At 65.3% G+C, this 22901-nt stretch carries 23 protein-coding genes; 7 read left to right on the forward strand and 16 right to left on the reverse strand.

Going from position 1 to position 22901, the window contains the following annotated elements:
* The first annotated feature begins 185 nt into the window (after positions 1–185).
* From cysD to ACOEQ1_RS15135, 4 genes are read left to right on the forward strand one after another with little or no spacing between them, the layout of a single operon-like run.
* On the forward strand, positions 186–1112 hold the full coding sequence (cysD, locus tag ACOEQ1_RS15120) for a sulfate adenylyltransferase subunit CysD (protein ID WP_419760065.1): 927 nt from the start codon (positions 186–188) through the stop codon (positions 1110–1112).
* Complete coding sequence (gene cysN / locus ACOEQ1_RS15125; protein WP_419760066.1) at positions 1112–3034, forward strand: sulfate adenylyltransferase subunit CysN; 1923 nt, start codon at positions 1112–1114, stop codon at positions 3032–3034. The genes cysD and cysN overlap by 1 nt, the downstream gene beginning before the upstream one ends.
* Positions 3031–3816, forward strand: a complete 786-nt coding sequence (cysQ, locus tag ACOEQ1_RS15130; RefSeq protein WP_419760067.1) for a 3'(2'),5'-bisphosphate nucleotidase CysQ — start codon at positions 3031–3033, stop codon at positions 3814–3816. The genes cysN and cysQ overlap by 4 nt, the downstream gene beginning before the upstream one ends.
* A gap of 7 nt (positions 3817–3823) precedes the next feature.
* Positions 3824–5107 (forward strand): leucine-rich repeat-containing protein kinase family protein, encoded by a 1284-nt coding sequence (locus ACOEQ1_RS15135; RefSeq protein WP_419760068.1) that lies wholly within the window; start codon positions 3824–3826, stop codon positions 5105–5107.
* A gap of 21 nt (positions 5108–5128) precedes the next feature.
* Here the strand turns inward: ACOEQ1_RS15135 and ACOEQ1_RS15140 are convergent, their stop codons facing one another.
* From ACOEQ1_RS15140 to ACOEQ1_RS15150, 3 genes are read right to left on the reverse strand one after another with little or no spacing between them, the layout of a single operon-like run.
* Positions 5129–5914, reverse strand: coding sequence for a segregation and condensation protein A (locus ACOEQ1_RS15140; protein ID WP_419760069.1), 786 nt, complete (start codon positions 5912–5914; stop codon positions 5129–5131).
* Positions 5907–6485 carry a hypothetical protein gene (locus tag ACOEQ1_RS15145; protein WP_419760070.1) on the reverse strand — a complete coding sequence of 193 codons (579 nt, stop codon included), beginning with the start codon at positions 6483–6485 and terminating at the stop codon, positions 5907–5909. The genes ACOEQ1_RS15140 and ACOEQ1_RS15145 overlap by 8 nt, the downstream gene beginning before the upstream one ends.
* 37 nt (positions 6486–6522) lie before the next feature.
* Complete coding sequence (locus ACOEQ1_RS15150) at positions 6523–7254, reverse strand: glucosamine-6-phosphate deaminase (protein WP_419760071.1); 732 nt, start codon at positions 7252–7254, stop codon at positions 6523–6525.
* Positions 7255–7391: 137 nt separating this feature from the next.
* On the opposite strand from ACOEQ1_RS15150, the gene yghU reads away from it, so the two are divergent.
* Positions 7392–8282, forward strand: coding sequence for a glutathione-dependent disulfide-bond oxidoreductase (gene yghU, locus ACOEQ1_RS15155; RefSeq protein ID WP_419760072.1), 891 nt, complete (start codon positions 7392–7394; stop codon positions 8280–8282).
* On the opposite strand, the gene ACOEQ1_RS15160 is transcribed toward yghU, so the two are convergent.
* The 9 genes from ACOEQ1_RS15160 to ACOEQ1_RS15200 form a co-directional block, all read right to left on the reverse strand.
* The gene (locus tag ACOEQ1_RS15160; RefSeq protein WP_419760073.1) at positions 8279–8941 is read right to left on the reverse strand and encodes an RraA family protein; all 663 of its coding nucleotides are present in this window, start codon (positions 8939–8941) and stop codon (positions 8279–8281) included. The genes yghU and ACOEQ1_RS15160 overlap by 4 nt on opposite strands.
* 50 nt (positions 8942–8991) lie before the next feature.
* Positions 8992–10272, reverse strand: a complete 1281-nt coding sequence (locus ACOEQ1_RS15165) for a protoporphyrinogen/coproporphyrinogen oxidase (RefSeq protein ID WP_419760074.1) — start codon at positions 10270–10272, stop codon at positions 8992–8994.
* Positions 10272–11210 (reverse strand): NAD-dependent epimerase/dehydratase family protein, encoded by a 939-nt coding sequence (locus tag ACOEQ1_RS15170; protein WP_419760075.1) that lies wholly within the window; start codon positions 11208–11210, stop codon positions 10272–10274. Before ACOEQ1_RS15170 ends, ACOEQ1_RS15165 begins: the two co-directional genes overlap by 1 nt.
* Complete coding sequence (gene rfbC, locus ACOEQ1_RS15175; protein ID WP_419760076.1) at positions 11207–11773, reverse strand: dTDP-4-dehydrorhamnose 3,5-epimerase; 567 nt, start codon at positions 11771–11773, stop codon at positions 11207–11209. Before rfbC ends, ACOEQ1_RS15170 begins: the two co-directional genes overlap by 4 nt.
* Positions 11770–12837 carry an NAD-dependent epimerase/dehydratase family protein gene (locus tag ACOEQ1_RS15180; RefSeq protein WP_419760077.1) on the reverse strand — a complete coding sequence of 356 codons (1068 nt, stop codon included), beginning with the start codon at positions 12835–12837 and terminating at the stop codon, positions 11770–11772. The genes rfbC and ACOEQ1_RS15180 overlap by 4 nt, the downstream gene beginning before the upstream one ends.
* 91 nt (positions 12838–12928) lie before the next feature.
* Positions 12929–13699, reverse strand: coding sequence for a glucose-1-phosphate cytidylyltransferase (gene rfbF / locus ACOEQ1_RS15185; protein ID WP_419760078.1), 771 nt, complete (start codon positions 13697–13699; stop codon positions 12929–12931).
* Positions 13700–13852: 153 nt separating this feature from the next.
* Entirely contained in the window at positions 13853–14254 is a 402-nt protein-coding gene (locus ACOEQ1_RS15190; protein WP_419760079.1) for a helix-turn-helix domain-containing protein, read from the reverse strand.
* Entirely contained in the window at positions 14251–14871 is a 621-nt protein-coding gene (locus ACOEQ1_RS15195; RefSeq protein WP_419760080.1) for a Smr/MutS family protein, read from the reverse strand. Before ACOEQ1_RS15195 ends, ACOEQ1_RS15190 begins: the two co-directional genes overlap by 4 nt.
* Entirely contained in the window at positions 14849–15580 is a 732-nt protein-coding gene (locus ACOEQ1_RS15200; protein WP_419760081.1) for a YggS family pyridoxal phosphate-dependent enzyme, read from the reverse strand. Before ACOEQ1_RS15200 ends, ACOEQ1_RS15195 begins: the two co-directional genes overlap by 23 nt.
* Before the next feature lie 337 nt (positions 15581–15917).
* Between ACOEQ1_RS15200 and ACOEQ1_RS15205 the strand changes: the two genes are divergently transcribed.
* Entirely contained in the window at positions 15918–17153 is a 1236-nt protein-coding gene (locus tag ACOEQ1_RS15205) for a porin (RefSeq protein ID WP_419760082.1), read from the forward strand.
* 316 nt (positions 17154–17469) lie between these two features.
* Positions 17470–18702, forward strand: a complete 1233-nt coding sequence (locus ACOEQ1_RS15210) for a hypothetical protein (protein WP_419760083.1) — start codon at positions 17470–17472, stop codon at positions 18700–18702.
* A 145-nt stretch (positions 18703–18847) separates the two neighbouring features.
* On the opposite strand, the gene ACOEQ1_RS15215 is transcribed toward ACOEQ1_RS15210, so the two are convergent.
* The 4 genes from ACOEQ1_RS15215 to lptB form a co-directional block, all read right to left on the reverse strand.
* Positions 18848–19582: a phosphoadenylyl-sulfate reductase gene (locus ACOEQ1_RS15215; protein ID WP_419760084.1), complete on the reverse strand. Its 735-nt coding sequence runs from the start codon at positions 19580–19582 to the stop codon at positions 18848–18850.
* A 214-nt stretch (positions 19583–19796) separates the two neighbouring features.
* Positions 19797–20405, reverse strand: a complete 609-nt coding sequence (gene hpf / locus ACOEQ1_RS15220; RefSeq protein WP_419760085.1) for a ribosome hibernation-promoting factor, HPF/YfiA family — start codon at positions 20403–20405, stop codon at positions 19797–19799.
* A gap of 148 nt (positions 20406–20553) precedes the next feature.
* The gene (rpoN, locus tag ACOEQ1_RS15225; protein WP_419760086.1) at positions 20554–22068 is read right to left on the reverse strand and encodes an RNA polymerase factor sigma-54; all 1515 of its coding nucleotides are present in this window, start codon (positions 22066–22068) and stop codon (positions 20554–20556) included.
* A 52-nt stretch (positions 22069–22120) separates the two neighbouring features.
* Entirely contained in the window at positions 22121–22879 is a 759-nt protein-coding gene (lptB, locus tag ACOEQ1_RS15230) for an LPS export ABC transporter ATP-binding protein (RefSeq protein ID WP_419760087.1), read from the reverse strand.
* Positions 22880–22901: the final 22 nt, after the last annotated feature.

The following is a 22901-nucleotide window of genomic DNA, read 5'->3' on the forward strand; positions in this document are numbered from 1 at the left end:
GTTCCCCTCCCATGCGCCGGCCGGCGGCCCGCAGGCTGCCGAACGGCGCGGCCCATATTGCGTATGCGAGATTGGCTCCGCTAAAGCTCTCCGTTGCCGAAGAACCCTGGCTTTGTCTCAGCCGCGGGCTAACGCGCACATGACTCGGGCGGCCCGAGCCACGACCCGAGCAGTGGGAGACACGCATGCCTGACGCCGGCTCCAGTGGTTTCGCGCAGGCCACTCTTACGCATCTGCAAAGGCTCGAGGCGGAGAGCATCCACATCATCCGCGAAGTGGCCGCCGAGGCCGAGAAGCCGGTGATGCTCTACTCCATCGGCAAGGACAGCGCCGTCATGCTGCACTTGGCGATGAAGGCGTTCGCCCCGGGCAAGCCCCCATTCCCGCTGCTGCACGTGAATACCACCTGGAAATTTCGCGAAATGATCACGTTCCGGGACGCTCAGACGGCAGCGCTCGGACTGGAGCTCATCGAATGGATAAATCATGAAGCCGTGGCACGCGGCATCAACCCGTTCGATCACGACGCCTACACCGACATCATGAAGACCGAGGCGCTGAAGGCGGCGCTCGATCATCACGGCTTCGATGTCGCCTTCGGCGGAGCGCGGCGCGACGAGGAGAAAAGCCGCGCCAAGGAACGCATTTTTTCGTTTCGCTCGGCCGATCATCGGTGGGACCCGAAACGGCAGCGCCCGGAACTCTGGAGCCTCTACAACACGCGGAAGAACAAGGGCGAGAGCATCCGCGTCTTCCCCCTGTCCAACTGGACCGAACTCGACATCTGGCAGTACATCGCCCGCGAGGGGATCGCCCTGGTGCCGCTGTATTTCGCCGCCGAGCGCCCGACCATCCGCGTCAACGGCCTCACCCTGATGGTCGATGACGAGCGCATGCGGATCCCCGCTGGCGAGACCCCCGAGCTGCGGATGATCCGCTTCCGGACCCTGGGCTGCTACCCGCTGACGGGCGCCGTGGAGAGCCACGCGACGACGCTGCCGGAAGTCATCCAGGAAATGCTGCTGACGAAGACCAGCGAGCGGCAGGGCCGCGCGATCGACCGGGACGCCACGGCCAGCATGGAGAAGAAGAAGCAGGAGGGATATTTCTGATGGGGCGCGTGAGCGACGACGCGAGCGACCTCATCGCCACGGACATCGGCGCCTATCTGAGGCAGCACGAGAATAAGAGCCTGCTGCGCTTCATCACCTGCGGTTCAGTGGATGACGGCAAGTCGACGCTGATCGGCCGCCTTCTCTACGACAGCAAGATGGTCTTCGAAGACCAGCTGGCGGCGCTGGAGGCAGACTCGATCCGCCTCGGAACACAGGGAAAGGACCTCGACTTTTCCTTGCTGGTCGACGGGCTTTCGGCGGAGCGCGAACAGGGCATCACCATCGATGTCGCCTACCGGTTCTTCTCTACCGACCGGCGCAAGTTCATCGTCGCCGACACGCCCGGCCACGAGCAGTACACGCGTAATATGGTGACCGGCGCGTCGACGGCGGATGTCGCGATCCTGCTGATCGATGCGCGCCGCGGGGTTCTGACGCAGACGCGGCGGCACTCCTACCTCGCCTCCCTTATCGGCATCCGCAGCGTCATCCTTGCCATCAACAAGATGGACCTCGTTGACTACAGCCGCGATGTCTATGACAGCATCCTCAGCGACTACCGGGCGTTCGCGGGCGGTCTCGACATCGCGCATATCGAGCCGATCCCGATGTCGGCCCTGTTGGGCGAGAACGTCACCCGGCGCAGCAGCGCCATGCCCTGGTACGATGGGCCCGACCTGCTTTCCTACCTCGAACAGGTGGAGGTCAGCACCCGGCCGGTAGAGGCGCCTTTCCGCATGCCGGTGCAGTGGGTCAATCGCCCCAACCCGGACTTTCGCGGCTTCTCCGGCTTCATCGCCGCCGGCACGGTGCAGCCTGGCGACGCCGTCCGCATCATGCCCTCAGGCCGGCAGAGCCACGTCGCCCGCGTGATCCTGGACGGTGATCTTCCGTATGCGACGGCGGGCCAGTCGGTGACGCTCACTTTGGCCGATGAAATCGACTGCAGCCGCGGCGACGTCATCTCCAGTGTCGAGGCTCCGGCGGAGGTTTCCGACCAGTTCGAGACGACCGTCGTATGGATGAACGACACGCCGATGCTGCCGGGGCGCAGCTACCTCCTCAAGCTCGGCACGAAGACCGTGTCTGCCTCGGTCACTGCGCTGAAGCACAAGGTCAACGTCAATACGCTGGAGCAGGTGGCGGCGCGGCAGCTGAGCCTCAACGAGATCGGCCTCTGCAACATCAGCCTTAGCGAACCGGTGGCTTTCGACGCCTATGCGAACAGCCGCGACCTCGGCGGCTTCATCCTGATCGACCGTTTCACGAACGAGACGGTGGCGGCGGGCATGATCCACTTCGCGCTGCGTCGCGCGCAGAACATCCACTGGCAGGCGGTCAACATCACGCCGGCGGCGCGGGCGAACCAGAAGTCTCAGCAGGCCTGCGTGCTATGGTTCACGGGGCTCTCGGGCTCCGGGAAGTCGACGATCGCCAATCTGGTGGAACAACGCCTGTTCGCGCTCGGCAAGCACAGCACGCTGCTGGATGGCGACAACGTGCGGCACGGCCTCAACCGGGACCTCGGCTTCACCGATACGGACCGGGTGGAGAACATCCGCCGCGTCGGCGAGGTCGCGAAGCTGATGACCAACGCCGGTTTGATCGTTCTGGTGTCCTTCATCTCGCCGTTCCGGTCCGAGCGGCAGATGGCGCGAGCCCTGGTGCCGCCGGGCGCGTTTCTGGAGGTCTTTATCGACACGCCCCTGGACGTGGCCGAAGCGCGCGATCCCAAGGGCCTCTACAAGAAGGCGCGGCGCGGCGAAATCAAGCATTTTACCGGCATCTCCAGCCCTTACGAAGTGCCCGAGAACCCCGAGATCCACATCGACACCGCTCTCGTGGCGTCGGAGGAGGCAGCCGACCGCGTCGTGCAGGCGCTCGAGGATCGGGGCATCCTGCGCTCGGCGGAGGCATGAGCCTGGCTGGTTCCCACTTCGACCTCGCCTATCTGATGGCGGCGATCCGTCAGGTTGCGGAAGAGGCCGGCGCAGCCGCGCTTCGCTACTATGGAACCGCAGAAGCGAAGCTGAAATCAGATGGCAGCCCGGTGACTGCGGCCGATCAGGCCGCTGAGGACATCATCCTGGCTGCGCTCGCCGACCTCACGCCCGAGATCCCCGTGATCGCCGAGGAGGCGATGGCCAAGGGCCAGGCGCCGGACGTTGTCGGTCATCGGTTCTGGCTGGTGGACCCGCTGGACGGCACCCGCGAGTTCCTCAGCGGCAACGGCGAGTTCACCGTCAACATCGCCCTGATCGAGGATGGGCAGCCGATCCTGGGCGTTGTCGTGGCGCCGGCGCTCGGCCAGAGCTATGGCGGCCATGGTCCGGGCACCGCCACGATCGCCGATGCCGACGGCGAGCGGCCGATCCAGGTGCGCGCCGTCCCCGCAGAGGGGGAGACGGTGGTGGGTTCGCGGTCGCATGGCGACGCCGAAGCGATGGAACGATTTCTGGGGCACCGGAAAGTTGCGGCGTTCCGAGCCGCCGGCAGTTCTCTGAAGCTCTGCCTCATCGCCCGCGGCGAGGCCGATCTCTATCCCCGTTTCGGCCCGACAATGGAGTGGGACGTTGCCGCCGGCCACGCCGTCCTCCTGGCCGCGGGCGGCCAAGTCTTGACGGCCGAAGGTGGAGCTTTCCTCTACGGCAAGCCTAGATATCGCAACGAGCCCTTCATCGCCTCCGGTGGCGGGAGCTAGCACCGGCATGACGCTCGAAGCGCTGCGCCGGGGTGATCTGGCCGGCGCACGCGCGCTGCATCTCCATGCGGGACTGACGGAGTTCCCGCCCGAGATTTTCGGCCTCGCCGACACGCTCGAGGTGCTGGACCTCGCCGGCAACGCCCTGACCGATCTGCCGGGCGACATGGCGCATTTCAAGCGGTTGCGGGTGATCTTCTGTTCGGGCAACCGCTTCGAGCGCCTGCCGCCCTCCCTCGGAGACTGCCCGGCGCTGAGCCAGATCGGCTTTCGCAGGACCGGCCTGCGCGAGATCCCGGGCGAGGCGCTGCCCCGCCGGCTGCGCTGGCTGACGGTGACGGATAACGAGCTGACGACATTGCCGGCGGCGCTGGGAGAGCGTCCGGCCCTCCAGAAGCTCATGCTGTCCGGCAACCGCCTCAACACGCTGCCCGCGACACTCGCGGGTGCGGAACGATTGGAGCTGCTGCGGATCTCGGCGAATGCCTTCACAAGCCTGCCGCCCTGGCTGATGCGCCTGCCGCGGCTCGCCTGGCTTGCCTATGCCGGCAACGCCTTCGATCCGCCGCCCGAAGCCGCGGCCGCTGCCGTCATCGACTGGCGCCACCTTCAGCTTGAGGCGGTGCTGGGCGAAGGCGCCTCCGGCCTTGTTCATCGCGCCCTTTGGCAGCCGGCCGGCGCGGGTCCGCCCCAGGCAGTCGCCTTGAAGCTGTTCAAGGGCCGCATGACGAGCGACGGCCTGCCGGAGCGCGAGATGTCCGCTTGCCTGGCAGCTGGGGCGCATCCCAACCTCACTTACGCCGTGGGCCGCCTGGCGAGCCACCCGGAGGACCTGGCGGGTCTGGTCATGCCGCTGCTGCCCGCCGCCTGGCGCCCCTTGGCCGGTCCTCCGAGCCTGGAAAGCTGCACGCGCGATGTTTACGACCCGCACCTGCGCTTCGAGCCCGAGGCGGCGTTGCGGCTGGCGGCCGGCATCGCGCGCGCGACCGCGCATCTTCACGCGCGTGGCCTGCTGCATGGCGACCTCTACGCGCACAACACGATCTGGGACGGGATGGCTGGCGAGGGTGTGCTGAGCGACTTCGGCGCGGCTGCCTGCCTTCCGCGCGGCGAAGATGGCGCCGGCCTTCAGCGGATCGAGGTTCTCGCCTGGGGGATCCTGCTCGGCGAACTGCTGGACCGGTGTCCCGAAGCGCCATCCGTCCTTCGCGCGCTCCACCGGCAGTGCACGGAGCCGAACCCCGCGGCGCGACCACTGATGGCGGAGGTCGGCGCTGGGCTGCCCGGTTGAAGCAGCCAACTCACAGAACCCTCAGGAAACGATCTTTTCCACGTCAAACGGGCGGAGGAAGACGCGACCGCAAGGCTCATCCTGCTGAAGATCGATTTCGCCCTCCTTCGCCAGTTCCAACCCGGCAAGGAAGGTGCTGGAGACGGCACCCCTCGCCTTCATCTCGCGGTCTATGTCGTCCGGAGACAACGCCGGCAGGAAGAGATCCAGCGCTCCGCCCTCGGAGTGGACGAGCAGCAGGCTCCGGATCCGGGCAAGGGCGTCCGTCGCCCGCCATAGATCCGGCATCGGCTCATAGAGCGGGGCTTCCCAGGGCTGCGCATCGCGACCCTCCAGGAGCACGAGACACGCCTCCATCAGCGCCACGTAGCCGCTTTCGCGAGGTCTCTGAGGCTGCGGGTGCGAGAACACCTCCAGCCCGAGCTGGGGCCGCCGCTGCAGCCAACTGGCAGCCGCACGGGCCTCGGACAAGCTCTCGATTTGATGAAGAGCGGCCGCCGCATCCCGGGCCGCTTCGGCCGCGGCTTCAGGACTTGCCGGAAACAGGAGACGAGAGCGCAGCAGCACCAGCCGCGTCGCCATCACCAGCCAGTCGGCCCGCCGCTCCAGCGGGACGTGCGCGGCGAGACGCTCCATGGCGGCCACGAACTGCTCCGCCAGCGCCAGCACCGACATCCGGCCAAGGTCGATACGCTGCCGCTCGGCGAGATCGAGCAGCACATCCATCGGTCCATCGAAGCCCGATAGATGGAGGGTCGGGCTGCCGAAGACGGTCGGCGGCTCCCCCCAATCGTCCGGCTCAGCCACGGCTGTCTTCGTACTGCGGCTGGATGCCGAAGATGAGGCGCGGCCAGTTTTGCCGCAGCGTGCGGAACGCCGGCCACGGGGTCCAGTCGGCGGACCAGAACGTATAGTCGAGCCGGGCCGACCGGCGCAGGCGACCATCCGTCTTTCCCGTCAGGCACTCCACTCGGCGGAGCGGCTGGACAACGCCCCAATGCGCCCGCAGCCACGCAAGGCCCACGGCGTCGGCGGGGCCGCGCCGCAGGATGTCGGCGGGCAGCGGCAGCAGCGCGTGCAGATCGAACGGGCAAACGCGGCTGGTCGCGGCGACCGCCAGAACCCGCAGCTGATGGTTCTCCATCGCCTCGCGCAACTGGCTGGCAAGCACTTTCGCATCCGCGGGCGGCAGACCGGGCGATCCATCCGGCGGCCGCAGCAAGGCGAGCCGATGATCCTCCTCGATCGCGTCGAGGTCAGGGAATTGCCACGGAATGATCCCGGCACCCGCCGCCGCCGCCTGCAACGCACCGACATCTTCGGCGGGGCCGCTCACGGTCAGGCTGTGCCGCAGCCAGTCCGTGTTCGGCAGTGCCATCGGGTCGTCCGCGTCAGGCTCCGACAACCCGCGAGATCTACAGGTGCCGCGCCGCGGGCGGATCGAGGAAGACGTGGCAGTTCGGGTGCTGCTGCAGGATCGAGGCTGGGCAGAGAGGCGTGACCGCTCCCAGGACCGCATCGCGGACGGCGGCTGCCTTGCGCTCCCCCGAGACCGACAGAACCACGAGCTGCCCGCGCATGATCTGGCGAATAGTCATCGAGATTGCCTGATGCGGCACGGCGTCGAGCGTCGGGAACCAGCCCTCCCCCAGCTGCTGGCGGCGGCAGGCCTCGTCGAGCGTCACGACCTTGAACCCATCCTCCGCATCGAAATCGGCCGGAGGATCGTTGAACGCCAGGTGGCCGTTCTCGCCGATGCCGGCAAAGACCACGTCCATCGCGAGAGGTGCGATCAGACCGTTGAGGCGGGCTAGCTCGCCGGCGAGATCGGCGTTGCCGTCGATGAGGTGAAACGCACCGATGTTTGGCACATGCGCGAGAAAGCGCTCCGCCAGATAGCGGCGGAAGCTGGCCGGATGCGTCTCCGGCAGATCGATGTATTCGTCGAGATGAAAAGCGGTGACGCGCGACCAATCGATGTCCGTGCGCTGACACAGCGCCTCCAGCATCTCGAACTGGCTGGCGCCGGTCGCGAGGACGATGGCGGCATGCCCGCGCGCGGCAATCGCTTCCCGGATCGCGATGCCGCCCAAGGCGGCGGCCTCCCGCCCCAGCGCGTGCTGATCCGCCGCCAGTATCATCCGCATATGAGTGCCTCCCCGAACGTCATAGCCGTCTCGACGCTGGCCTTCGGGAAGCTTGCACCTCCTGTCAAGCCGCGCCCTGCCCATTGCTGAGCCCTGAAGGCAATCCTATTCCTAATGCGCCATAGGGAGTGTCGACGATGACCGATGAAGCCGAATACGTGCCCCCGAAAGTCTGGACCTGGAGGCAGGGCACCGGCGGCCGGTTCGCGAACATCAACCGGCCCATCGCGGGCGCTACCCATGAGAAGGAGCTGCCGGTCGGACGGCATCCGCTGCAGCTTTACTCGCTGGGAACGCCGAACGGCGTTAAAGTCACCGTCATGCTGGAGGAACTGCTGGCGCTCGGCCACAACGGCGCGGAATACGACGCCTGGCTGATCAAAATTAATGAAGGCGACCAGTTCGGCAGCGGCTTTGTCGCCATCAATCCCAACTCCAAGATACCGGCGCTGTTGGACCGTAGCGGCCCAACACCGGTCCGCGTGTTCGAATCCGGCTCGATCCTGCTCTACCTCGCGGAAAAGTTCGGCGCCTTCCTGCCGACTGAGCATGCCGCCCGCACCGAATGCCTGTCCTGGCTGTTCTGGCAAATGGGCAGCGCACCCTATCTCGGTGGCGGATTCGGCCACTTCTACGCCTACGCTCCGACGAAGATCGAATACGCCATCGACCGCTTCGCCATGGAGGCCAAGCGCCAGCTCGACGTGCTCGACCGCCGCTTGGGCGAGCAGCCCTACCTGGCGGGCGAGGACTACACGATCGCCGATATCGCCGTTTGGCCGTGGTACGGCGGGCTGGTCAAAGGCTGGCAGTATGGAGCGGCCGAGTTTCTCGAGGTCGAGACGTACAAGAACGTCAACCGCTGGGCGGACGCGATCGGCGAAAGGCCGGCAGCCAAGCGCGGACGCATGGTCAACCGCGTCACCGGCGACCTCTCGAGCCAGCTGCATGAACGCCACGATGCCGCGGATTTCGACACCAAGACGCAGGACAAGGTGGCGACACCCGAAGGCGCGCCCCCGGCTTAGAGGATCCCGAAGCGGTCGAACACCTCGCGAAGGCTCTTGCCCTGCCGCAGCTCGGCAAGAGTGTCGCGTTCCCCCGCCAGCTTTTCCGCAGCCAGGCGGAGCACCTCGTCCTCGGCCGCCTTGGGCACAACCACAAGCCCGTCGGCGTCGCCGAAGATGAGGTCGCCCGAGACCACAGCCACGCCGGCGCACTCGACCGGAACGTCGATCGCCATCACCCGCGCCCGGCCGCGGGTGTCGAGCGGCGCGATGCCGCCATGAAAGACCGGGAACCCCATGGCGCGGATGGCCCTCACGTCACGCACGCAGCCGTCCATCACCGCGCCCGCCGCACCGCGCATCTGCGCCGCCGTCGATAGCAGTTCGCCCCAAGGCGCCACGCGAGACGGGTTGCCGCAAGCGAAGACAGGCACCTCGTCGGGCAGCAGGCTGTCGATCAGGTCCATCTCCAGCTCGTAAGGATTGACCCCCGGCTCGACATGAAAGACCTCCATGAAGGCCGCCGTGCGGGCACGCCCGACCAGCAAACGGGCATCGTCGAGCGGCCTCATCCGCGACGGCATTGCCTGACGGCGCAGACCGACCGCATCCAGGCAATCCGACAGCAGCGCGGTGAACATCGTCCCGCGGATCGTCTCAATCGTTCTGGGGATGGTCATGCGTCATCGTTGAAGGCGGCGGTCCGGCTGTCAACGGTGTTTGTAAACCCTCATCCGCTTGCAGCGTGCAGACGATCCACCGCCGCGCAGCCCGACATGAAACTCTGGTTGCTCCAGAGATAGGCCCACTCGCCGAAGCGCCCGGCCACGCCGATGCCCTGCGCCTCAACCCAAGCGCGAACACGATCGCGCCTTTCCTCCATGCCGAGGTCGAACACCACATTGCCGAATGGCAGCTGCTTATGATGCGTGAAAATGACGTCAGAGCGCGCGGCAAGTCCCATACGCTCCATGGCTGCGAGACAATTTTCGGTCATCTCCGCCACACTCGCCTGGAGAGGGCGGCGGCAGGAAGAATAGATCTCCCACTGCAGGGAACAGCATCCAGGAGGCGCGTTGTCCGGCGACTTCCAGCTTGGAGAGTATACACGGGCAGCCAGAACGTCCTGATCGTAGATATAGAACCACAGACTTGGCGAAACCTCCGGTCGCCGCAGTGCAATGGAGATGAGGTCGACGCGGGTGGCGAACAGGCTGGCAGCGTCGGCGCGGATCTCCTCCGGCACGTCCCGCATCATTGCGACGAGGCTGGGCAGCGGCATCGTGCTCACGAGAAGCCGGAACGGCAGTTCCTCGCCGTCGGCGAGCCTCACCCGGCGCCCAAGCTGATCCACCGAGACGACGTGCGCGCCGCACCGGATCTCCGCCGCCTCGATCAGCGGTTCGATGAAGGCGCGGTAGCCGCCCTTCTTCGGGTAACGCATCACGCTGACATAGTAGGTGTTGGGTGCGCGCTCGGCCATCGCGCCCAGCAGCACCTCATTGAGCGCAGCCTGGCGCATCCGCGGCCCGATCCAGCCCGTGCCCATCTCCTCAGCCGGAATGGTCCAGTACTTCCGAGTATAGATGAGAGGCCAGCGGGCAGCGATCGGCGTTCCGTATTGCTGAACCAGCCAGTCCCGATAGTTGCGGATCTCGCCCTGCTCCTGCCGGGCCAGGCCCTCGATGAGCGCCACCTTCTCCTCGACCGGAAGCGGGAACAGGTTGTTCTGCACCGGGTGGCGCAGCCAATAGCCATCGTCCCAGCAGAGCGACGCTGCCTCGTGCTCGAGATAAGGTGTGCGATCGAATATCTCCCGCACCTCGGGTTCGTTCGCGAACGACAGATGCACGGCGTTGTCGAAACGGAACCCCTCGACGCTGAAGCTGTCCAACAAGCCGCCGGGACGCGAGCCGGCCTCCAGCACCAGAGAGGTGATACCGTGCCGACGCGCGGCATGGGCGGCACCGAGCCCAGCGATGCCGCCCCCCAATATCAACACGTCGCTCATCATCGCGAACCGATGCCGTAGAAAGCGGCCATCTCATCCCAGGCGACCCGCTCATCCCACTCGGGAAAGCACAGCGCCGCGGGTTCCATATTCACGCGTACCATCGGCTCGGAGAAACTCGTCTGCACGGCGAGGTTGACGCCGCAAGCCAGATTGCTGCGCTCCCGCATCGCGGCGGCAACGCGCAGAGTGAAACTTCCCTGGCTCTCGATATAGCCGCTCGGGTTGCGGCGCAGGAGGGCGCCCCGCCGCTGCCCGACAGCGGTGACGAAATCGACATAGCTCATGGCGAGCAGATCGACGTGCATGTTGTCTCTGACATAGGCGGGCGTCCGCACCTCGGCGACCTGCCCGGCCTTCCAGCACCCCGCGAGGTAGGCGCAGAAGCGAGCCTCCTCGAGCGGTCCGAAGGGATTGGGCAGGGTGAACTTGCCGTAGGAGAGCCCGGAGGCTTCGCACCAAAAAGCGACGGCGGCGGCGGTGACGCCTTTGGCAAGACTGTAGGCGTTAAAGGCAAGCCGCGGCTCCGTGCCCGCCGCCTCTCCCTGCTCGGAGAATGTTCCCGTGAGCACGACACCCATCGAACCACGCTCCGACAGACGCGCCAGCACCTCGGGCATCCGATGGGTGTTCGCAGAGAATGCGGCGCCCACGTCGTAGTCACTCGCGCGGTAATCCCCGACCTGTGCCGCATGGTGGCAGAGAACTGCGAAATCCTCGTGGCGCACCAGATCGAGAAACCGGTCGCTGCCGAAGGAACAGTCCTCGACAATCGTGGCCTGCTCTTCCAGCAGGCGAACGCGGAGCGAACGCATGCCGGTGTCGTAGTCGCGACGCCGACGCAGCAGCGGCGCCACCACCTCGTGCCCCGCCTTGCGGAGCGCGCGGGCGAACCAGTAGCCGGTGAACGAGCTGGCGCCCGTCAACAGAATCCTCATGACTGGCCTACGAACTGTTCGGCGCCGTGGAAGGCGGGGTCGAAGTCCGGCCAAGCTCGATCCTTGGGCGACAGCTCCGTCGCCGGCAGCGGCCAGAAGATGGAGAGCGCCGGATCATCGAAGCGTAGACCGCGCTCGGCCTGCGGCGCATAGGCATGGCTGACCAGATAGAGCGCCTCGGTATCGTCTTCGAGGGTCATGAAGCCGTGAGCGAAGCCACGCGGCACATACATCATCACGCGGTTTTCGGCGGTCAGCTCGGCGCCGAAGGAGCGCAGGTACGTCGGGCTGTCCGGTCTTAGGTCGAGGATGACATCGTACAGGCTGCCACGGATGCAGCGGACCACCTTGACCTCCGCCGCCGGCGGCAACTGGTAGTGCATGCCGCGAACCGTCCCCCGCACCTGCGTCAGAGAGTTGTTGATCTGGACAAACCGTGTCTCGACGCCCTGCGCTGCGAATTCCTCGGTGCAGAACACGCGGCCGAAGAAGCCGCGATCATCGCCTCGCCTCTCGAGCCCTATCGTGAAGGCGCCTGACAGAGGCGTTGGTTCGAAGATCACGCGGCGGCTCCGAAACGCGTCCAGCGGAGGTCGGACGTCAACCTTCCCTCGGTCATGAGGTCCTCGACCATTCGAAGCCGCATCAGACGTGATGAACGGAATGTGGGATCCGCAAATCCTATCGTGGTGAGGCCTTCCTTCAGCCGGCGCACGCTATCGGCGAGGTCGACGCATGGCGTGTGCTCCGGCGCCAGAGACTGGAACAGGGAAAAGTCCACCCGGTAGGAACGTCGGTCAGGCGCCGCATCCCGGTTGATGCCGACACTCGTTCCCGGGAGTTGCTCAGCAACCACCGCGGCGAGTTCGCGGACGCGGTAGTTCCAGGCGTTCGATCCAACATTGACCACCAGGAAGGCGCCGCCATCCGCCTCCGGCCGCATGATGCCCCAGCTGATCGCGCGCGCCATGTCGCGGACATCGATCAGCGGGCGCCACGGACTCCCGTCGCTCAGCACCTCGATCCGGCCTGTCGCCATGGCGGAGGCGACGAAGTCGTTCAGCACCAAGTCGAGACGCAACCGCGGAGACATTCCGCACGCCGTCGCGAAGCGCAGGCACGAGACCGTCATCCCGTCGAGGCGCTCCTGCCGCAGCCCGTCCTCGGTGGCGATTTTCGACCGCGCGTAGGCGGTCTGGGGATTGACCGCGTCGGCTTCCTTGCGCGCGCCATCGCCTTCAGAGACCCCGTAAACGCTGCAACTCGATGCAAAAACGAAGTGCCTGACGCCGGCGGCGTGGGCGAGCGCCGCGAGGCGCAGGCTTGCGCGATGGTTGATCGCATCCGTCACCGCTTCGAACTTGAGACCGATCGGATCGTTCGACACAGCCGCGAGATGAACCACGGCGTCGACGCCCTCGAGCAGGCTCGCGGGGAAGTCGCGGACATCGCCGAAGTGCTGCGACGATAAGGCTGTCTCGGGCAACGGCGCGCGGCTGGTCAGGCTCGCGGCGAACAAGCCGCAGTCATAGCCGATGATCTCCGCATCCGGATTAGCCGCTCGCAGACCGGCAACCGCCGCGGAGCCGACATACCCCATGTTGCCGGTCACAAGGATCTTTTTCATGGTTCTTTTCAAGCTTGGCCGTGACATCTGTTTTGGTGGCGGCTTCGGTCCATTCGAACCGTCATCCGGCGCGCTTCATGAACCGGCAAAGTTACCAGATCATCCAAGACGCCTTCCCGGTCTGCCAGAGGCCTTCCAGCATTGTCTTGTCACGCAATGAGTCCATCGGCAGCCAGAAACCCTCGTGCCGGTAGAGGGACAGCTGCCCTTCGCGGCTCAGTCGCTCGAGCGGCTCGCGTTCGAACGTCGTTTCGTCACCGTCTATATAGTCTCCGATATCGCGCGGCAGGACGAAGAAGCCGGCGTTGATCCACCCACCCTCGCCATAGGGCTTTTCCAGAAAGTCGGTCACGCTGTTGCCGTTGATGCTCAGCTGACCGAACCGCCCCGGAGGCTGCGCGCCCGTGACTGTCGCGGCGCGCCCCTCCCTCCGGTGATGCTGCAACAGCTGGTTGATGTCGACATTGGCGACGCCGTCTCCGTAGGTCATGAGAAACTCGCGATCGTCGCCCAGATAGGGGAGGATGCGCTTGATGCGGCCACCGGTCAGCGTGTTCTCACCCGTGTCGATGATCTTCACCGTCCAGGGCTCCGGCTTCACGCATTCGAGCTCGATATGACCCGACCGGAGATTGACCGTGATGTTGGAGGTCCGTAACGCGTAGTTCGCGAAATACTCCTTGATCATATGACCCTTGTAGCCGGCACAGATGATGAACTCGTTCAGCCCGTAGGCTGCGTAGATCTTCATGATGTGCCAGATGATTGGCATGCCGCCGATCTCGACCAGCGGTTTTGGACGGTTGCCGGTTTCCTCGGCGAGACGGGTTCCCAAACCACCCGCAAGCAACACCACCTTCATGGGTGCCCCCGCCCGTGGATCGTTTTCGCTCTGTCATTCATGGCCGGCAATCCGCGCTCCTGTCACGTCGTCGCCTCAGATGAACGTTACGGGATCATCAGTTAACGGCGGGTTGTGAAGCTGCGGCGCGAACCGGAAGCCAACCGTCTTTATTTACGTCCGGTAGTTGGCTCGCCGGCGCAGCCGCGGCTTCGGCACGGGCTTCGTCGCGTCGAGGAGCGCGTGCATCGCCGCGATCGTTTCCGGCGGCAGACGGTGGATCGACTGCGCCAGCCGGTTGGCGAGCGCCGTCTGTTCCGGCTCCAGGCCGGCCGTGTTCACCGTCACACGCGGGTGCGAGAGCTTCGCGAGGCGCGCCAGCTCCTCGGCATCGTCCCAGATGAGGCCGAAAAACTCGCAGACCTGATGGACGAGCCCGGCGCTCGGCCGCCCTCGCCTGCCGTGCTCCAGGGCCGAAAGATAAGCGGCCGAAACCTGGATCTGCGCCGCCAGCTGCGCCAGCGTCACCTGCCGCGCGGCGCGGAGCGCCCGCAGCCGCGCACCGAAGGGCGTCACCGGATGCGGCGCAACAGCAGCACGACGGCGCCGACGTTGGCCCGGTGCGGATGCGTCGCCGCCAGGATGCACCCGCGCATCTGCGGCAGGTTGAGCCAGAGCGGCAGTTCCCGCCGCAAAGCGCCGCCTTCCCCTGCGCCGCGCCCGGTCACGATCTCCACGCAGCGAATGCCGTCGGCGCGGGCCGCCGCGATGAAGTGCTCGAACGCGATGAAAGCAGCCTGTACGGTCCGGCCATGCAGATCGAGCACACGCTGAGGCCGCATCCGTCCTCGGCGCAACCTCTCCCATGAGGCGCTATCGAGGCCGGCAGCCGCGCCGCCCACGGTCAACTCCACGAATTGCGGCCGGGCCCCGGGCTTGCGCGGCAGGGACGGCAATGGTTGTGGTTCGATCACAGGGTCCGGCGACGCCACCCGCGCCGATACGGGCGCTGAAACAGGCGCCGGAGCGGGGGCTGGGTTGGCCTCAGGCTCGGACGAGCGCAGCGGCTTCGCCCCCATCGCATGGGTGAAGCTTAGCCACTCCGCGCGCTCGTTGTCCGACAGGCGGCGAGGAGCGGGGCGACGCTGAGGTCCGGACCGATGGGGAGGTTTAGGGCGATGAGGGGGCGTCACCGCTGGGTCCTGCCGGGCGGTGGCCGAAGATCGCGGTGCCGATCCGCACATGAGTGGCTCCGCAGGCAATGGCGGCGGAGAAGTCTCCGGACATGCCCATGGAGAGCTGACCAAGGCCATGGCGCGCGGCGCAAGCCTTCAGCCACAGGAAATGCGGCACAGGGTCGCCCTCGGCGGGCGGTATGCACATCAGTCCGCTGAGTTGCCCGCCGAACCGGCGCTGCATGGTCTCGATGAAGGCATCCGCCGTCGCCGTCGGCACCCCGCCCTTTTGAGGTTCGTCGCCTACGTTGACCTGAACCAGAAGCCTGGGCAGCCGCCCCTCCTGCTCGGCGGCCAGGGCCAGGGCATCGGCCAGGCGTGGGCGGTCCAGCGTCTCGATGACATCAGCGATGCGTACCGCATCCCGGGCTTTATTGGTCTGGAGCGCGCCGATGATGTGCAGGGCGAATGGGGGCGCAGAGGCTCGCAGAGGGCCGAACTTCCCTGCGGCTTCCTGAACTCGGTTTTCACCGAAGATCGTCTGGCCCTCGCCCATGGCGGCGGCGACTGCCTCAACCGGATGGAACTTCGAAACCGCAACCAGCGCGACCGTGGCCGGATCACGGCCCGCATCGGCCGCCGCCGCCGAGATACTGGCGCGGACGGCCCGTAGAGCCGCCGCGACATCGTGCGCGCTACCGGATGTCTGGCTGCTGGATGGCATCATAAGGGGCAGAGTCCACTCATCGTGCCCTTCGGGTCAAGGCTTCACCACAATCGATGATTGCACGTTGTCTCCGAAGCTTAACACTAAGCGACACGCCTGTTGTGGTACCGAACCCACATGCGGCTGTGACAATTTTGCACGACTTTCCAAGAAAGTGTGGCGAGCTGGCAGCAGTTAACTGAACGCTAATAGATATACGTTAAAACTCCGTCCTATCTGATTATCACGACCTTGTTTGGTGATTTTGTTTGCCGCACAGTCTCAGGGCGGCTTTTTCTGCGTGTCCGTCTCGCAGCCGATCTCGCGGATGCGGTTACAACCGAAGGGTATCTTCTCGATGCGACAACTTCTTCTGGCCGGCGCCGCCACGCTGACGGCCGCTCTTGGTCTCGCAGGGGCCGCTCAGGCTCAGGTTTCATCCCCTGACTTTACGAAGACGATCTCTCCAGGTGCGATCGTTGTCCGCCTCGACGGTCGCATCTCCTGGTTCGCCGGCGTCAGCGGCTTCACCGGGCAGAGCTACAACGGCACGAAGGACGCGGGCTTCAGCATGGGCGGATATCTCCGCCTTTACCCGGGCTTCGACGGCGTCGCCTCGAACGGCCTGCAGTATGGTGCGCAGGCTGAAATCCGCGAGAACACGGAGACGAGCTCCAACTCCGGCGCCGGCACCGAGACGCTCTATGTTCTGCGTGAGTTCGGCTATCTCGGCCTGCCGAAGGTAGGCCTCGTTCGCTTCGGCCAGCAGGAAGGCGCGCTCTACCTGTTCGATACCGGTCGCTTCGAAAGCGGCACCGAAGCGTTCAACGACGGCGGCTGGAACGGTGACACCCAGAACTTCTTCGTCAATTCCAGCGCCCGCCCGGTCTACCCCTTCACCTGGTCGAACAACGAGCGCACGACCGATAAAATCGCCTACATCACGCCGACGTTCAGCGGCTTCAGCGCGGGCGTGAGCTTCGAGCCGAACCAGGACGCCGCCAACGACAGCGACCCGGCCGTGGCCGAGCCAGGCGCCGCCGACCTTCGCCGCAACACCCTCGAGATCGGGGCGCGCTACAAGACGAAGATCGACGGCTTCGGTATCAACCTGTCCGGCGGTTACCAGACCGCCGCACCGGTCTCGAACACCAGCGGCCCGAACAAGTATCAGGACGTGAGCGTCGGCAGCGCCGCTGCAACCGTGACCTTTGGCGGCCTGACCGTCGGCGGGAACGCCAAGTTCGGCAACATGAACGGGGTCTATGAGCCGGCTCCCGATGGCGCGAAGAGCGCGGTCGGCTTCCTGGCCGGCGGCGTCTACACCATCGGCCATCTGAGCGTCGGCGGCAGCTACTTCCTCTATGACGACCAGGGCAACTACTCGAAGCCCGCGACCGAAGGCCAGGAACAGAATATCGGTGTCGCCGCCGGCGCCACCTACATCCTCGTGCCCGGCGCCAAGCTCTTTGTCTCCTACCTCTACGGCACACGCCATCAAGGCGGCTTCGACTACCTCACTTCAGCCGCAGGCAGTGCCTACAACAACACTCAGGCGCAGGTCATCGCGCTGGGCGCCTGGCTCTACTGGTAATCCTCGCGCCGGCCTGACGGCGCGCCAACTCCACCCTTCGACACGCCTTCAAGGGGCGATCGGTGCAAAGCACCGGTCGCCCTTTTTTCGTAACGAACTAACCGGTCTGCTAAGCCAATTTCGTGTCTTTTGGGTCACAGTGTTCCGTAAATGTCATGCTGCACCTGCACTACCGTTGCGGATTTGTTAACCGGGTGCCCATTATCCGGCGCGCTACTTCCGAGCCGATCTTCGCCGTCAGGCGTGAGCAACGGATGAAGGTAGGGGCGACGTTTTGATGATGCGCCGGACTTCCGGCACGAACGAGGAGGAATTAATGCGTAAGCTCCTACTGGCGACCGTCGCCACTGTTGGCGCGTCCATGGGTCTGATGGCCGCCGCCCAAGCTCAAACTGCCGCCCCCGGCTCTGTCACTGTTCGCCTGAACGGCCGTGTCAACTGGTACGCCGGCATCGAAGGCTCCTCGCTGGACAACAACTCCAGCACCGGCGTGAAGACCTCCACCGACAACTTCCTAGGCTATCTCCGCCTCTTTCCCGGTTTCGACGGTGTGGCCGCGAACGGCCTGCACTACGGTGCCGCGGCCGAAATTCGCATCAACGGCGGCCAGAGCGCCGGCGCCGAGACGCTGTTCGTCCACCAGGCCTACGGCTATTTCGGCCTGCCCAAGCTTGGCCAGATCAGCTTTGGCCAGGAAAACGGCCCTGTCGTCCTGTTTGAAACCGGCACCTTCGAAGGCTTCAACGACGGCGGCTGGTGGGGCGATCTTCCCGCCATTGTCCCGGGGAACGCTGAGCCCGTTTATCCGTTCGTGGATAACGGTGGTTTCAGCCAGGAGACGAACAAGATCGTCTACCTGTCGCCGACCATTGCCGGCTTCCAGTTTGCCGTCGGCTTCGAGCCGAACCATACCGCCGAAAACTACACGGACGCCGTCACGTCGACCCCGAATGCGATTTCTGGCGGCCAGCCGCGCAACCTCATCGACGTGGGCGGCCAGTTCACCCAGACCTTCGGGCCCATCGGAGTGCAGCTTGGCGCCGACTACGTCAGCGCCGGGCAGGTTCATTACACCGGAGCGTCGAGCGTCGGCTACAAAGACCTGAACATCTTCTCCGGTGGCGCCACCGCGACGATCGCGGGCGTGACCGTCGGTGGCAACGTCGTCTACGGCGCGTTCAACCAGGTTTCCGGCTACAACTTCCAGCTTGAGCCCGATGGCGGTCATGCGGCCATCGGCACCCTGTTCGGCGCCCAGTACACACTCGGACCGGTTGTCGTCGGCGGCAGCGTGTTCCGCTTCCAGACGACGGGTGATCTGGTTTCGAACGGCGTTGGCGGTTACCAGCTGACTTCGGGCCAGCAGGTCAACAACGGCGTCGCCGTTGGTGGCACCTACACCCTCGTGCCTGGCGTGAGCCTCTTCGTCGACTACGACTACGGCTGGCGCAAGCAGGGTGGGTTGGACTTCGCGTCCGACACGGCAGGCACCGAAAACAACTACGTTCAGTCGCAGCTGTTCGGCGTCGGCACCCAGATCCAGTGGTAAGCTAGCCTACTCGTATCGTGCTTGAGGGCGGCGGGTCATCCCGCCGCCGGACTATCGAACCCCTGGCCAAGGCCAGGGGTTTTTTATGATGTGTGGGATGTCCACGCGCGCCATGCCGCCGCATACGCAACCGGCGGATGAAACCTCAGGCGAACGCGGGCGCCGGAACATGGATGCCGCATTCGGTCTTCGCTTGCCCGGGCCAGCGACCGGCTCTGCGATCCTCGCCTTCGGTCACGGGTACGGTGCACGTCGTGCAACCGACCGAGAGAAATCCAAACGCCTCGAGCGGATGACGCGGCAGATCGCGCCGCTCGAACTCAGCCGAAATCTCCGTCGCCGACCAGTAGGCCAACGGGTTGACCTTGATCCGCCCGCCATAGTCGGCTTCGAACAGGCCGACGTCGCGCCTGGTTGCCGACTGGAAGCGCTTTCGTCCTGTGATCCAGGCGTTGAAGCCTTGCAAGGCGGCCTGCAGAGGCTCCGTCTTACGCATGGTGCAGCAACGATCGGCGTGCCGACGCCAAAGGCTCCCATCGGGATCCTCGGCGGCAACGACCCGCGCCTCCGGCCTGACCAGACGAACATCGGTAAGGCCGAGCCGGGCAACCACAGTTCCCCGATATTCCAGCGTCTCGGGGAACAGCTTGCCCGTATCCAGAAAAATGACCGGAACTGCAGGATCGATCTGCGCGGCCAGGCTCAGCAGCAGGGCGGACTCGGTTCCGAAGGAGGAGACCAGCGCCACCGGCCCCGGCAACTCGCCTGCAATGGCTAAACGCAGCACCGCCAAGGCATCCCGCTTGTCCGCGATCCGGCGTTCCAAGGCGTCGCAGAGGTTCGCCTGATACTGGTCCGCAGAGTGAGAGAGTGAGGCCAAGGCGGAAATCATCTCAGGTACAACTCGGGCCGTGTTGGAACTCTAGAAGACGATTTTTCTCCGGTTTGCAAGACGCGTGGGCAAGAAAAGAAGAATTTTCTTATAAACTTGGTTCTACCAGCCGATTGCAGGCGGAAGGAAGCTTGGGAGTTCGGGACAAGCGATCAGCCGGGCAGGGAACCGCCCGGCGATGGCAGACGAAGAGGACCCTCACTCAGTCAGCGGCAGGGTCGATCCAGCCCACGTGACCGTCTTGACGCCGATAGACGACGTTGAACTGCCCCGTGACCGAGTTTCGGAACATAACCACCGGCTGATCGGCGAGGTCCATCCGCATGACCGCCTCGCTGACGGTCAACCGCAAGATCACGGCCGGATTTTCGGCGACAACGGTGGCGAAATGACTTGGCGGCGCGGGATGATCCGCAGCACTGTCGGCGGCGTCCGTGTCAGCCTCATCCTGCTGACGAAGGATATAGTGCTGAGCGGGCTCGGATGGTTCGGTGTCCTGACGGTTCGCAAGATCGCGCGCATGTTCATTAACCCGGCGACGATAACGCCGGAGACGCTTGGCGATATGTTCGGCAGCGTCGTCGAAAGCGGCGTTAGCGTCGGCCGCCTCGCCCTCCCCGCGCAGCGTCAGTCCGCGGCCAGCGTGCATGTTGATGTCGCAAGTGAAGAAACTCCGTGCCCGGCTGAACGTTACGTGTGCCTCAAGGGCATCGCCGAAATACTTGCGGGAAATGGTATCGAGCATGGTCGACACCCGATGACGCAGCGCGTCCGAAAGATCGAGCTGCTTGCCGGAAACCGTAATGTGCATCCTACCTCCAGATGTTCACCCGGGGTTAACGCCCGGGCAACTGTCATTGGGCATCGCCCCGGGTGCGGGGTGACCCTTTAGGACTTTGGGCCTGCACGGCGGCATTCAACGTCCGGCTAATTCCCGCCCGACTTTCAAGCCCGACTGTTCAGGCCGCGGTCTTCTCCTTCTTGCGTTGCATGGAACTTGGGATGTGCAACGTCTCGCGGTATTTGGCCACGGTTCTGCGGGCGATGTCCACGCCCTCCTTACGCAGGGCGGCTACAATCGCATCGTCTGACAGAATGTCGCTCGGCTGCTCCGCGCCGATCAGCGCCCGGATGCGATGGCGGATCGCTTCGGCGCTGAAGGTTTCGCCGGTCGTTCCGGCAATCGCCGTCGTAAAGAAAAACTTAAGTTCAAACACGCCGCGCGGGGTCGCGATCGATTTGTTGGCGGTAACCCGGCTGATCGTGCTCTCATGCATTTCGACAGCGTCCGCTACATCCCGCAGCGTGAGCGGCCGCAGATGCGCGACGCCATGACGCAGGAAGCCGTCCTGCTGGCGAACCACCTCGGTCGTCACCTTGAGGATCGTCTGCGCCCGCTGCCGCAGCGACTTCACCAGCCAGTTCGCTGTCTGCAGCTGCTCGGAAAGGAAAACGCGATCCTCCTTGCCTGCCTGCGACACGATCCGCGCATGAAAACTCTGGTTAACGAGCAGCCGCGGGAGGGTCTCGGTGTTGAGTTCGAGATGCCAGCCCCCGTCAGCGGCTCGCCGCAACAGGACATCAGGCACCAGAGGCCGCAGCGGCGTGCTGTCAAAGCTGGCGCCGGGCTTCGGATCGAGACGGCGCAGTTCGGCCACCATGTCCGTCATATCCTCGGCATCGACGCCGCAGAGCGTCATGAGCCGGCGCAGGTCACGCTTCGCCAGGAGGTCGAGGTTGTCGAGCAGCGTTGCCATCGCCGGATCGAGGCGGTTCTGCTCGGCGAGCTGGGCGGCGAGGCACTCCCGCAGGTCGCATGCGAACACCCCGGGCGGATCGAAGCGCATCATGCGCGCGCGCACCGCCTCGACCCGCTCGAGCGCCGTTCCGAGACCGGCGGCGATGTCGGCCGGGCTCGCGGTGATACGGCCGGCGCCGTCCAGCAACGCGATGAGATGGGCGCCGATCAGCCGGTCTGAGGGATCAGGAAAGCCGAGGCGCAGCTGCTGCGCCAAATGGTCGCGCAAGGTGCCGGGGCTCTCCGCAAGATCATCGATCCCGCGCCCATCGGCGTCGAACGAATGGCTGCCACCGCGCCCGATGCCGGAATAGAGCGTGCCGTTCAGCCCGGCGCCGTCGGCGACGCCCCCGGCGTCATATGCATTGGAAAAGTCGCCGTCCAGCGGAGCGCTCGCGGCACTCGGGATGGTCTCCGAAGTAGCGAAGGAGAGGCTGTCGCTACCGGCGACAGGCGCCACCGCTTGGTCGGGCGCCGAAGCCTCTGCGACCGGCAACTCCGGCCGCTCGTCACGTTCGAGCAATGGGTTCCGGTCGAGCTCGTCCTGGACAAAACCGGCGAGTTCGAGGTTGGAGTAGTGCAGCAGTTTGATCGCCTGCCGCAGCTGGGGGGTCATCACCAAGGACTGAGACTGGCGCATCACCAGCCTTGGCCCGATTTTTGCTCCGATGGACATCGGCCCAAGCTATAGCAGCATACGGCCGCCGCAGAAGTGTCTAACTGGCCAGCTACATGCTGAATCGGTCGCCCAGGTAAACCCGCCTGACGCCCTCGTGGCTCACCACTTCCGAGGGCCGACCCTCCATCAACACCTGGCCGTCGTGCAGGATGTAGGCCCGGTCAATGATCTCGAGCGTTTCCCGCACGTTGTGGTCGGTGATGAGCACGCCGATGCCGCGATGCTTGAGGTGGGAGACGAGATCGCGGATTTCGCCCACCGCTATGGGGTCGATGCCAGCGAGCGGCTCGTCGAGCAGGATGTAGCCGGGCCTGCTGGCCAGCGCCCGCGCGATCTCGACGCGGCGGCGCTCCCCGCCCGAAAGCGCCAGCGCCGGAGTGCGGCGCAGATGGGCGATGCCGAACTCCTGCAGCAGCCCGTCCAGCATGATCCGCTGGCGGTCGGGATCGGTCTCGCTGATCTCGATGACGGCCTTGATGTTCTGCTCGACGTTGAGCCCGCGGAAAACGCTGGCTTCCTGGGGCAGGTAGCCGATGCCGAGCCGCGCGCGGCGATACATGGGCAGCGAGGTGATGGGGTTGCCGTCGAGCGTGATCTCGCCGCTGTCCGGGCGAACAAGGCCCATGATCATGTAGAAGGTGGTGGTCTTTCCCGCCCCGTTGGGACCGAGCAGGCCGACCGCCTCCCCGCGCTTGACCGTGATCGACACCCCACGCACCACGGGGCGTTGCTTGAAGCTCTTGCCAAGACCTCTGGCCACGAGCCCAGCGCCGGGCCGTGCTGCATAGCCACGCGCCGCTTCCGCCATCTTGGGAGGTTCCTCAGTCGTG

It is taken from the genome of Acidisoma sp. (assembly GCF_965199065.1).
GTDB lineage: Bacteria > Pseudomonadota > Alphaproteobacteria > Acetobacterales > Acetobacteraceae > Acidisoma.

What these genes read in the sequence shown, in the direction of transcription:
- cysD (WP_419760065.1), top strand. Translation starts at nt 186, where the DNA reads ATGCCTGACGCCGGCTCCAGTGGTTTCGCGCAGGCCACTCTTACGCAT.
- cysN (WP_419760066.1), top strand. Translation starts at nt 1,112, where the DNA reads ATGGGGCGCGTGAGCGACGACGCGAGCGACCTCATCGCCACGGACATC.
- cysQ (WP_419760067.1), top strand. Translation starts at nt 3,031, where the DNA reads ATGAGCCTGGCTGGTTCCCACTTCGACCTCGCCTATCTGATGGCGGCG.
- ACOEQ1_RS15135 (WP_419760068.1), top strand. Translation starts at nt 3,824, where the DNA reads ATGACGCTCGAAGCGCTGCGCCGGGGTGATCTGGCCGGCGCACGCGCG.
- ACOEQ1_RS15145 (WP_419760070.1), bottom strand. Translation starts at nt 6,485, where the DNA reads ATGGCACTGCCGAACACGGACTGGCTGCGGCACAGCCTGACCGTGAGC.
- ACOEQ1_RS15150 (WP_419760071.1), bottom strand. Translation starts at nt 7,254, where the DNA reads ATGCGGATGATACTGGCGGCGGATCAGCACGCGCTGGGGCGGGAGGCC.
- yghU (WP_419760072.1), top strand. Translation starts at nt 7,392, where the DNA reads ATGACCGATGAAGCCGAATACGTGCCCCCGAAAGTCTGGACCTGGAGG.
- ACOEQ1_RS15160 (WP_419760073.1), bottom strand. Translation starts at nt 8,941, where the DNA reads ATGACCATCCCCAGAACGATTGAGACGATCCGCGGGACGATGTTCACC.
- ACOEQ1_RS15165 (WP_419760074.1), bottom strand. Translation starts at nt 10,272, where the DNA reads ATGAGCGACGTGTTGATATTGGGGGGCGGCATCGCTGGGCTCGGTGCC.
- ACOEQ1_RS15170 (WP_419760075.1), bottom strand. Translation starts at nt 11,210, where the DNA reads ATGAGGATTCTGTTGACGGGCGCCAGCTCGTTCACCGGCTACTGGTTC.
- ACOEQ1_RS15180 (WP_419760077.1), bottom strand. Translation starts at nt 12,837, where the DNA reads ATGAAAAAGATCCTTGTGACCGGCAACATGGGGTATGTCGGCTCCGCG.
- rfbF (WP_419760078.1), bottom strand. Translation starts at nt 13,699, where the DNA reads ATGAAGGTGGTGTTGCTTGCGGGTGGTTTGGGAACCCGTCTCGCCGAG.
- ACOEQ1_RS15200 (WP_419760081.1), bottom strand. Translation starts at nt 15,580, where the DNA reads ATGATGCCATCCAGCAGCCAGACATCCGGTAGCGCGCACGATGTCGCG.
- ACOEQ1_RS15205 (WP_419760082.1), top strand. Translation starts at nt 15,918, where the DNA reads ATGCGACAACTTCTTCTGGCCGGCGCCGCCACGCTGACGGCCGCTCTT.
- ACOEQ1_RS15210 (WP_419760083.1), top strand. Translation starts at nt 17,470, where the DNA reads ATGCGTAAGCTCCTACTGGCGACCGTCGCCACTGTTGGCGCGTCCATG.
- hpf (WP_419760085.1), bottom strand. Translation starts at nt 20,405, where the DNA reads ATGCACATTACGGTTTCCGGCAAGCAGCTCGATCTTTCGGACGCGCTG.
- rpoN (WP_419760086.1), bottom strand. Translation starts at nt 22,068, where the DNA reads ATGTCCATCGGAGCAAAAATCGGGCCAAGGCTGGTGATGCGCCAGTCT.
- lptB (WP_419760087.1), bottom strand. Translation starts at nt 22,879, where the DNA reads ATGGCGGAAGCGGCGCGTGGCTATGCAGCACGGCCCGGCGCTGGGCTC.